The sequence below is a fragment of the Streptomyces sp. NPDC127068 genome (assembly GCF_042724695.1).
Taxonomy (GTDB): Bacteria; Actinomycetota; Actinomycetes; order Streptomycetales; family Streptomycetaceae; genus Streptomyces.
Window position 1 is genome coordinate 49,835 of the sequence record NZ_JBHXEN010000045.1, and the last position, 10,603, is coordinate 60,437.

At 73.9% G+C, this 10,603-nt stretch carries 6 protein-coding genes and 1 pseudogene; 3 read left to right on the plus strand and 4 right to left on the minus strand.

Features of this window, described 5'->3' with window-relative positions:
- Window positions 1-1,026 (minus strand): annotated as a pseudogene (locus ACFWIA_RS25680) (hypothetical protein); the annotation flags it as partial.
- A gap of 780 nt (window positions 1,027-1,806) precedes the next feature.
- Window positions 1,807-2,757: a 2-hydroxyacid dehydrogenase gene (locus tag ACFWIA_RS25685; protein WP_387008948.1), complete on the minus strand. Its 951-nt coding sequence runs from the start codon at window positions 2,755-2,757 to the stop codon at window positions 1,807-1,809.
- Between the two features lie 128 nt (window positions 2,758-2,885).
- On the opposite strand from ACFWIA_RS25685, the gene ACFWIA_RS25690 reads away from it, so the two are divergent.
- The 3 genes from ACFWIA_RS25690 (at window position 2,886) to ACFWIA_RS25700 (ending at window position 7,070) form a co-directional block, all read left to right on the plus strand.
- Window positions 2,886-3,902 carry an aldo/keto reductase gene (locus tag ACFWIA_RS25690; protein ID WP_387008950.1) on the plus strand — a complete coding sequence of 339 codons (1,017 nt, stop codon included), beginning with the start codon at window positions 2,886-2,888 and terminating at the stop codon, window positions 3,900-3,902.
- Between the two features lie 242 nt (window positions 3,903-4,144).
- Window positions 4,145-5,887 carry a TlrC/CarA/OleB/SrmB family ABC-F type ribosomal protection protein gene (locus tag ACFWIA_RS25695; RefSeq protein WP_387008952.1) on the plus strand — a complete coding sequence of 581 codons (1,743 nt, stop codon included), beginning with the start codon at window positions 4,145-4,147 and terminating at the stop codon, window positions 5,885-5,887.
- 22 nt (window positions 5,888-5,909) lie between these two features.
- Complete coding sequence (locus tag ACFWIA_RS25700) at window positions 5,910-7,070, plus strand: PQQ-dependent sugar dehydrogenase (RefSeq protein ID WP_387008954.1); 1,161 nt, start codon at window positions 5,910-5,912, stop codon at window positions 7,068-7,070.
- Between the two features lie 10 nt (window positions 7,071-7,080).
- On the opposite strand, the gene ACFWIA_RS25705 is transcribed toward ACFWIA_RS25700, so the two are convergent.
- Complete coding sequence (locus ACFWIA_RS25705; protein ID WP_387008955.1) at window positions 7,081-7,263, minus strand: DUF6191 domain-containing protein; 183 nt, start codon at window positions 7,261-7,263, stop codon at window positions 7,081-7,083.
- Between the two features lie 80 nt (window positions 7,264-7,343).
- On the minus strand, window positions 7,344-10,391 hold the full coding sequence (locus tag ACFWIA_RS25710) for an AAA family ATPase (protein ID WP_387008957.1): 3,048 nt from the start codon (window positions 10,389-10,391) through the stop codon (window positions 7,344-7,346).
- Between the last annotated feature and the right edge of the window lie 212 nt (window positions 10,392-10,603).

Here is a 10,603-nt window from a genome sequence, read left to right on the forward strand (position 1 = left end):
GGTGCACTGTCCCCCGTCGGGCGCCGGGGGGGGCCTGGGGGGCCTCTCGCCCCGGGGGTCGGTCCCGGCCCCCGCCCTCCCCGGTGGGCCCCCCCCACCCGACCGGAGCGGCGGCCCCCACCGTGCGCTGCGGTTCGCCGGGGCGTGGCCGTGGCCCTGGTGCCCGTGGTCCTCGTGGCGCCGCTGGTGGGCGTGGCCCTCGTGCCCGTGGACACCGTGCGGACGGCCGCGGTAGGGGGCGCCTTCGTGCAGGCGTTTGGTGCCGGACGGTGACCCGCCGGACGGGACCCCGCTCGGCGGGCGGGGCGCCGGGCTGTCGTCGCCGCCGCTGTCGGTGGCGGCGCGCTGGTGCGGTAGACGGAGTGCGGGGAAGGACCGCACCACGGTGTCCCCGCGGGGTGGCGGGCCCGACACCGGGAGCACCGACACGGGGAAGGACGGAAGGACCAGGGGGCGTTCCTCGGGTACGGGTTCCTGGTCGAGGAGCCGCCCGGCCGTGTCCTGGTGGGAGGCCCAGGGCGCGTAGGCGAGCAGGAGGGAGCCCGCGAACCAGCCCGCGTCCAGGAGTTGCCCGGAGCGGTAGCTGGCGTGCAGGATCGGCGAGCTGAAGAGGGCGTCGCACATCACGGTGACGGCGAGGGCGCCGATCGCGGTGTTCACCGCGGAGCGGTTGATCGCGGTGCGGCGGTAGTGCAGCGCCAGGACGATGCTGACCAGGGCGATGTCCAGCAGCGGATACGCCAGGGACAGCGCTGCGTGGGCGACGCTCTGGCCCTCGAAGCGCGCCGTGTGGGCGAGTGCGAGGCTCCAGGAGAGGGTGAGCAGGGACCCGCCGATGAGCCAGGTGTCGAGGGCGAGGCAGATCCAGCCGGCCCTGGTCACGGGCCGTTTGGCGAGGAGCAGCAGCCCCACGATGGCGGGCGGGGCGAAGCACAGGAAGAACAGGTCGGCGAAGCTGGGGCTGGGCACCGGCTCCCGGAGGACGACCTCGTACCAGCCCCAGACGCCGTTGCCCAGGGCCGCCATCGCCGAGGAGAGGGCGAAGAGGTACCAGGCCACCCGCGAGCGGCTGTGTCGGGTGCGGGCGTAGAGCAGGCAGGAGACGCCGGCGGTCGCCGCGGCGGCGCTCAGCCCGAAGTCACCCATGACGAGGGCCACTTCGGGCGAGCCCCAGTCCAGGGCCGCCCCGGTCGCGTAGCCCCCGCAGACGAAGGCGAGGAGGATCTGGGTCACCAGGCCGGTCCCGCCGCCCGTACGGGGCCGGACGGAAAGGGCGGCGCCCCGGGCGCTCACCGCTCGCTCCCCGGCTGGGAGCGGGCACGGTTGCGCTGCCCTCGCTGACATCGGTGGCGCGGGCGGGCGTCTTCGCGGCGGCTGCTCTCACCGCCCGGTCCGCGGCGTACGAGTGCGCGCGCGGATCGCCGTCGGATTCCTCTGCGTGTCGGATGGTCGTTCCATAGGCCGTGCATCAACGATCGCCCCCCTTGCGTTCTCACTGTCTTGTCCCCCGCGCCGAACAGCGTGCGGCGCAGCCCCTTGATGCCGACGATACACCAGACTCGTCACTCAGGGACATAGTTGCTCTACTCTCCGTGACGGTCGGCGGCGTTTCCGACACACGGAGCATTTGGGGGAAGGCGGGAGGTCACCGGCCGCCGGGTGGCGCGCTGGGGGACGTTCCGCGGGTCGTGCACGGCGTGGCCCGGCGGTGCGCGGCACACCAGGGGGCGCTCGACGTACCCCGGTGCGCTGCGGTCGCTCCGCGCACGCCGTGCGGTCCCCGTCCGGTGACCGGGCACGTGCGGTTCACCCGGTGACGAGGACCGGGTTCAGCAGCGGCTCCCCCGCCGCGTACCGGGTCAACTGCGCGACCAGCAACCGCTTGGCCCGCGGGAGGTACGCGCTGGAGGGCCCGCCCACATGGGGGCTGATCAGCACCCCCGGTGCGCGCCACAGGGGGTGGTCCTCGGGCAGCGGCTCGGGGTCGGTGACGTCGAGCGCGGCGGTGAGGCGGCCCCGCGCCAGCTCCGTGAGCAGCGCCGCGGTGTCCACGACGGCGCCCCGGGCGATGTTCACCAGGAGCGCGCCGTCCTTCATCCGGGCCAGGAAGGCGGCGTCGGCCAGGTGTCGGGTCTCGTCGGTGAGCGGGGTGGCGAGGACCACGACGTCGGCGTCCGGGAGCAGGGCGGGCAGTGCGTCCAGGGCGTGCACCGGACCGCGGGCGGCGCTCCGTGCGGAGCGGGCGACCCGGGTGACGGCCGCGACCTCGAAGGGCAGCAGCCGCTCCTCGATCGCCGCGCCGATCGACCCGTACCCGACGATGAGCACCGACCGGTCGGCGAGCGCGGGACGGAAGCCGGAGCGCCACCGACCGCGGTCCTGGTCGCGCACGAAGTCCGGGACGCCGCGCAGGGATGCGAGGATCAGTGCGAGGGTCAACTCCGCGGTGCTGGCGTCGTGCACCCCGCGCGCATTGCACAGTTGCACGCCGGAGCGCACGGAGGGCAGCGCCGGCAGGACGTCGTCGACTCCCGCGGTGAGCGTCTGGATGACCTCCAGACGGTGCATCAGGGGCAGTGCGCCCACCTTCACGGACGGCCGCTTCAGATAGGGCACCGTGAAGAACGCGCAGTCCGCGGGATCGGCGGGGTACGCCTGGCCGCCGTCCTCGCCGCCGTCGTAGAAGTAGTAGGAGAGGGCGTCGGGAAGGCCCTCGATCTCGTCCGGGGGCATGGGCAGCCACACGTCACCTGTCATGCCTCCGAGGCTAAGGGCTGTCCCGGGCCGGTCCGCGGCGGCCGGTGGGCGGCCCCTGCGGCGAGGAGGTCCGGTACGCAGCGGTTAGTTTGGGGGCCGCTCGAACAGCAGTGGGAGGGTACGGCGAGGTGGAGCGCAGGACGATCGGCGCGACGGGACTGCGGGTGGGTGCGGTGGGGCTCGGCTGCATGCCGATGAGCTGGGCGTACTCCGCCTCCCGGCGGCGCGGCGAGGAGTCCGTGCGCACCCTGCACACGGCGCTGGACCTGGGCTGTTCGCTCCTGGACACCGCCGACATGTACGGCCCCTTCACCAATGAGCTGCTGATCGGACGGGTCCTCAGACAGCGCCGGGCCGAGGCGTTCGTCACCACCAAGTGCGGCCTGTTGGTGGGCGACCAGCACATCGTGGCCAACGGTCGCCCCAGTTATGTGAAGCGGGCCTGTGACGCTTCGCTACGTCGGCTCCAGACCGATGTGATCGATCTGTACCAGTTGCACCGCCCCGATCCGGAGGTGCCCGTCGAGGAGACCTGGGGGGCGATGTCCGAGTTGGTGGGCGCCGGCAAGGTGCGCGCCCTCGGTGTGTGCGCGCTGGGCGTGCGCGCCTCCCGCCGGTCGGGGGAGCGACCGCACACGGTGACGGTGCGCCAGTTGGAGCGGCTGCAACAGGTGTTCCCGGTCGCCGCGGTCGAGGCGGAGCTGTCAGTGTGGTCCCCCGAAGCCGTCGAGGTGCTGTTGCCCTGGTGCGAGGCGCGGGGGGTCGGTTTCCTGGCCGCGATGCCGTTGGGCAGTGGCTACCTCACCGGCACGCTGACCCCCGGTCAGGGCTTCGAACCGGACGACGTACGGGCCCGGCACCCCCGTTTCACCGCGGAGGTGATGGCCGCGAACCAGGCGATCGTGGCGGGATTGCGCCGGGTGGCCCGGCGGCACGGCGGTTCCGCGGCCGGGGTGACCACGGCGCAGGTCGCGCTGGCGTGGGTGCTGGAACGGGGCCGGCACGTGGTCGCGGTCCCGGGTGCCAAGCGGGCCCGCTGGGTGGTGGAGAACGCCGGGGCGGCCGGGCTGCGGCTGACCGACGCGGACCGGGCGGAGATCGCGGGACTGCCGCCGGTCCGGGAGTCCTGGGAGCCGTGGGACTAGGTCTCGCTTCCCGGGCATGCGCCGTCTCCGGCCATAGCCCGAGCTTTCTGCACGAGGATCCGGGCCGTCGGGCGGCCTCACCCTCTTTCACGAGACGATACGTATCGTCTTGACAGGAAGGTCGTCGTCCCGTACGTTCTTGCCCATGGGAACTCTGTGATGACAGCACGCGCCACCGCGTAGAGCCTCGCTCCGCCGTGGACGCACCGCCACCTGTCCGTCACCACCCAAGGGGGCCTGTTTTGCGTACCCATACTGCCCAGCTGACCGTGCACGACCTCACCAAGCGCTACGACGAGAAGCTCGTCCTCGACCACGTCCACCTCTCCATCCGGCCCGGCGAGAAGGTCGGCGTGATCGGGGACAACGGCTCGGGGAAGTCCACACTGCTGAAGCTGCTGACCGGCCGTGAACGGCCCGACAGCGGTGAAGTCACCGTCAGCGCGCCCGGTGGCGTCGGCTATCTCGCGCAGGCGCTCGACCTGCCCGCCGACGCCACCGTCCAGGACGCGATCGACCTGGCACTGACCGAACTGCGCGCCCTGGAAGCCCAGCTGCGCCGCGACGAAGAACAGCTGGCGACGGCCGACGAGGGCCCCGCTCTCGCATCCGCCCTCACGGCCTACGAGCGGCATCTCACCCTGTACGAGGCGCGCGACGGCTACCGGGCCGAGGAACGCGTCGACATCGCCCTGCACGGGCTCGGCCTGCCCAACCTGGCGCGCGACCGCCCGCTCGGCTCGCTCTCCGGGGGTGAGCGGTCCCGGCTCGCGCTCGCCGGGACACTCGCGGCCCAGCCGGAGCTGCTCCTGCTCGACGAACCGACCAACGACCTGGACGACCAGGCCGTCGGCTGGCTCGAAGCGCACCTGCGCGAGCACCGCGGCACGGTGGTCGCGGTCACCCACGACCGCGCCTTCCTGGCCAACCTGACCAGCACGACCCTGGAGGTCGCGGAAGGGAAGATCACTCGGTACGGCGACGGCTACGCCGGCTACCGCACGGCGAAGGCCGCCGAGCGCAGCCGCCGTCTCCAGGAGTACCGGCACTGGCGCGACGAGCTCACGCGCAGCCGTCAGCTGGCCGGGTCGAACGCGGCGCGGCTCGGGGCGATCCCGCGCAAGGTGCCGATGGCGAAGTTCGGGCACGGCGCGTTCCGCTCCCGGGACCGCAGCCACGGGGCGACGGTCCGGATCCGGAACGCGAAGGAGCGCGTCGCCAGGCTGACCGCCGCACCGGTCCGACTACCGCCCGATCCCCTGGTGTTCGCCGCGTCGGTCCCCACCGGCACGACCGACGGCGAGGCCGCCGGCGGCACGGTCGTGCCCGCCGCCGAGCTCATCGACGTCCGTCTGGACGACCGGCTCGACCTGCCGCAGTTGTCGCTCGCTCCGGGAGAGCGGCTGCTCGTCACCGGGCCGAACGGTGCGGGCAAGTCCACTCTGCTCGGGATCCTCGCGGGCGAGGTCCGGCCGCAGCGCGGCACGGTGCGGGTGTCCGGGAAGGTGGGGATACTGCGCCAGCAGCAGGTGCCGTGGCCGTCGGACCTGAGCGTGCTCGGCGCCTTCGCCCACGACCGGCCCGGCGACCGGGAGGAGCAGCGCGACCTGCTGCTCTCCCTCGGCCTGTTCCGGCCCGCCGACCTCCGGCTGCGGATCAGCGAGCTGTCGTACGGCCAGCGGCGCAGGATCGAGCTGGCCCGACTGGTCACCCGGCCGATCGATCTGTTGCTCCTGGACGAGCCGACGAACCACCTCTCCCCGGCCCTGGTCGAAGAACTGGAACAGGCCCTCACCTCGTACGAAGGCGCGCTGGTGGTCGTCACCCACGACCGGCTCATGCGGGAGCGGTTCATCGGAAGCCGCCTCGAACTGGTCGGTGGGCGGGCCCGGGAACGTTCCGGGGCCGGGCGGTGTACTGGAGACTGGGCACTCGCCGGCCCGCCGACGGTCGACCGTGCCGAACCGCCCGGCCGTGCCCGCTGACCACGACGAAGGGACCGAGATCGTGCGACGTCCAGCCGTGACGGCCGTGCTCACCGCCGCCGCGCTCCTGCTCACCGGGTGTTCCTCGGACGGCTCCGACCTACCCGGCCTCGGGAGCCGGACGACGGACGCTTCGACGGCGCCCTCGGCCTCCGCGTCCGGGGCCGACGCCGACGCTCCCCCGGCGAAGGGCACCGCCTCGGTGGTGCGCACGGTGACCGAGGACCTCAAGTCCCCCTGGGGCCTCGCCCCGCTGCCCGACGGCGACCTGTTGGTCTCCTCCCGCGACGAGGGCACCATCAGCCGGATCGACGGCCGGACCGGCGCGCGGGTGGAGCTGGGCACCGTACCGGGGGTGGCGGCGGCCGGCGAGGGCGGACTGATGGGGCTCGCGCTCTCGCCCTCCTTCGCCTCCGACCAGATGGTCTACGCCTACTTCACCACCGCCTCGGACAACCGCATCGCGCGGCTGCGGTACGAGGAGGACAAGCCCGCCGGGCAGCAGCTCGGCGCGCCCGACACGGTGCTGCGCGGGATTCCGAAGGGCACGAACCACAACGGCGGCCGGATCGCCTTCGGCCCCGACAAGATGCTGTACGCCGGCACGGGGGAGATCGGCGAGACGGGACTGTCCCAGGACAAGGAGTCGCTGGCCGGGAAGATCCTGCGCATGACCCCGGAGGGCGATCCGGCACCGGGCAACCCGCTGGGCGAGGACTCGTACGTCTACTCATACGGACACCGCAACGTCCAGGGGCTCGCCTGGGACGAGGAGAAGCGGCTGTGGGCCGCGGAGTTCGGCCAGGACACCTGGGACGAGCTCAACGAGATCGTCCCGGGCGGCAACTACGGCTGGCCCAAGGTCGAGGGCAAGGGCGACGAGGCCGGGTTCCGCGACCCGGTGGCACAGTGGCCCACCTCGGAGGCCTCGCCGAGCGGCATCGCCTACGCCCAGGGGTCGATCTGGATGGCGGGGCTGCGCGGGGAGCGGCTGTGGCGCATCCCGGTGAGCGGGGTGGACGGCGCGCCCGAGCCGCAGGCGTTCCTGCGCGGCGAGTACGGGCGGCTGCGCACGGTGGTGGCCGCGGGCGGCGACGGGCTGTGGCTGATGACCAGCGAGACGGACGGCCGCGGCTCGCCCGGGGGCGCCGACGACCGGGTCCTGGAGCTGAGGGTGAGCTGACCTGCGGCAGTCAGTCCGACGCTTCGGCGGGCGACGGCGGCGGCACCCGGACCGTGACGGTGACCTTGCCGGAGCCGAGGTCTATCGGCCCCCGCCCCGGGTCACCGTCGCTCTGGTCCTCGCGGGTGAGTTCCAGGCGCTTGGCCTCGTCGTCGGTGTGCCTGCGTCCGGGGGCGAAGACTGCGTCGATCACGTGGAACACGGTGCCTCCTCGGGCCGGTTCTCCCCGTCAGCGTAGTCGAGCCCGTCCCGTGTCCGGGGGTGTGCGGAACGTCACCGGGCGGCGGGCCGCTCGCTGCCCGCGCCGACCGCACGGGGCGCCGGGGGGAAGGCCCCCAGCCGGTGGGCCAGGGCCGCCGCCTCGCCCCGGCCGGAGACCTGGAGCTTGCCCAGGATGTTGGAGACGTGCACGCTCGCGGTCTTCGGCGCGATGAACAGCTCCTCGGCGATCTGGCGGTTGCTGCGCCCGGCGGCGACCAGCCGGAGGACGTCGCGTTCCCGGCTGGTCAGGCCGAAGGCGGTCAACGGGTCGACGGGGGCCGGGGCGGGGAGGCCGGTGAGGGAGAGACGGGCCCGCTGGGCGAGCCGCTCCACCGCTTCGCCGAGCGGGACGGTCCCCAGGTGGCGGGCGAGGGCGGCGGCCTGTCGGAGGAGTTCCGTCGCACGGGTGCGGTCGTCCTCCGCGCCGAGCAGGGCCTCGGCGAGCCGGAAGCGGACCTGCGCCAGGTCGTAGGGGCGCTCCAGCGGGCCGAAGGCGGTGACGACCTCCTGCCAGTCGGCCGGGGTGTCGGTCCCTTCGGCGCGACGGAGCTCGGCACGGACCCAGTGGTCGTGGGCCTGCCAGACCGGGGCACCGGTGGTGAGGGTGCGGGCGGCGGACCGGATGCGCGCGAGGGCCGCGGCCCGGCCCGGGCCGGCCGGTGGCAGCCCGCGGGCGTCGGCCTCGACGGTGGCGGCGGCCCGCAGCAGGGGCCAGCCGTAGCGCTGGGTGCCGGGCGGGAACCCGCCGGTGATCGCGGCGTCGAGCTCCACCCGGGCGTCGAGGACCCGGCCTTCGTGCGCGGCGACCTCCAGGGCGACCGCGGCCATCGGGAGGGAGTGTTGGGGCATCGGGCCGTAGCTGCCGTACCAGCGGCGGGCCTCCGCGAGTTGACGGGTGGCCTCCGCGTCGTCCCCGCGGGCGAGCGCGAGGTGCGCGGCGTGGACGGCCGCGGAGGCGCGGGGCTTGGAACCGTAGACGGGGTGCCGGGTGCGGGCGATGGAGCAGGCGGAGTCGTCCCAGCGGCCGAGCGCGTACAGGGACTCGGCGCGGTTGCTCCAGATCCACGCCTCCGTGTCGCGCAGGCCGAGGGTGCGGGCCAGTTCGGCGCCCTCGTCGAGGAGGGCGACCGCCTCCCGGGAGCGGCCGACGCCTTCGAGTGCGGAGGGCAGGTTCACGTAGACGCGGCCGACCGCGCCCCGGCCCAGGTCCTGCGCGCTCTCCTTGACCTCGTACATCTCGGCGAGCCCGGCCTCCACGTCCCCCGCGTCGACCATGAGGCCGCCCAAGGTGAGGCGGGCGTTGAGTTCGATGTCCCGGGCGCCGACCATGCGGGCGTACTCGACGGCGCGTTCGGCGGCGGTGAGGCTGTCCGGGCCCGGCTGATGGAGCATCAACCAGTTGGCGACGCGGGCGAGGACCTCGGCGTGCACCAGGGACGGCGGCAGTCCGCTCACCAGGTCCTGGGCGGTGGCGAGTTCCTGCCAGCCGTCGCCCCGGGCCAGGGTCTGGACGAGCATGGACCGCTGCACCCAGAACCAGGCGGCGCGCAGGGCGTCGGGTTCTTCCTGGAGCAGCCGCAGGGCCCGCTTGGTGATCTTCAGCGCACGGTCGCGCTCCCCACAGAGCCGTCCGGCGACGGTGGCCTCGGCCAGTACGTCGTGGTAGGTGAGGCGGGTGGTCCCGGGGGTGACGTCACAGCGCGGGGCCGACCCGACGTTGTCACCCGCGCACAGCAGGGCGCGGACCTCCTCGGGCGTCTCGTCCCACAGTTCCATCGCCCGTTCCAGCAGCCTCAGCTGTTCGGCGTAGGCGTGGCGGTGGCGGGCCTCGGCGGAGGCTTCGAGCACGGCGGGCAGGGCCTTGGCCGGGTCGTGGGCGTGGTACCAGTAGCTGGCGAGGCGGGTGGCGCGCTCGTCGGCAGGCACCAGGGCCGGTTCGGCTTCCAGGGCCTCGGCGTAGCGGCGGTTGAGGCGGGAGCGCTCGCCGGGGAGCAGGTCGTCACTGACCGCCTCGCGGACCAGGGAGTGCCGGAAGCGGTAGCCGTCGCCGTCGGGCGTGGGCTGGAGGATGCTGGCGCCGACCGCGGCGCGCAGTGCCTCGATGAGGTCGTCCTCGCCCAGTCGGGCGACGACCGCGAGCAGGGCGTGTCCGATGCTGGAGCCGCCCTCGGCGACGGTCCTGACGACCCGCTGGGCGTGGTCGGGGAGCCGTTCGACCCGGACGAGGAGGAGGTCGCGCAGCGAGTCGGACAGCGGTGGGCAGCAGTCCTCGCCCGCGGCGACGGCCAGTTCCTCGACGAAGAAGGGGTTGCCGTCGGAACGGTCGAAGATCTCGTCGACGAGGGTGGGATCGGGTTCCGCGGCGAGGATGCCGGCCATCTGGGCGCCGACCTCGTCGCGGCTGAAACGATTCAGCTCGATGCGGCGGATGGTGCGCAGCCGGTCGAGTTCGGCGAGCAGGGGGCGCAGCGGGTGGCGCCGGTGGATGTCGTCGGCGCGGTAGCTGGCGAGGAGGACGATCCGCCCGCGGCGCAGGGTGCGGAAGAGGTAGGCGAGGAGGTGGCGGGTGGAGGCGTCGGACCAGTGCAGGTCCTCCAGGGCGATCAGGACGGTCCGCTCGGCGGCGACCCGCTCCAGCAGGCGCGCGGTCAGCTCAAAGAGGCGCGCCATCGCCTCCTCGTCGTGGAGTCCGCCGGGGGCCTCGCCCAGTTCGGGCAGGAGTCGGGCGAGTTCCTCCTCCTGCCCGGCCGCCGCCGCGGCGAGTTCCCCGGGCAGCAGGAGGCGCAGGGCGCGCAGGGCGGTGGAGAAGGGGGCGAACGGCAGCCCTTCGGCGCCGATCTCGACGCAGCCGCCGACGGCCACGACGACGTCCCTGGCGTGGGCGGTGCGGGCGAACTCCTCGATGAGGCGGGTCTTGCCGACGCCCGCCTCGCCGCCGAGGAGCAGCGCCTGCGGTTCGCCCTCCGTGGCGCGGGTGAGCGCCTCGCGGAGCACGCCGAGCTCCGCGGTCCGGCCGATGAACACGGGGCTTACTGACCTGGTCTCCACGCCACCGAGCATCGCACAGGCCGGTGACGCTCCCCCAGCGGATATGCGCGCGTTCCGGCTCGGCTGCGGCCGGTGGCCGGGGGCGTGGTCGGGCCCGAACGGAACCGTCGGGGGGGCCCGGGGCCGGGCCCCCCCCCGGGGGGGGGGGGGCGGCCGCGAGTGCCCGCAGGCGACCGGGGGGGGGGGCCCGTGGGGGGGTGGTTTTAAAAAAAACAAAACCCCCA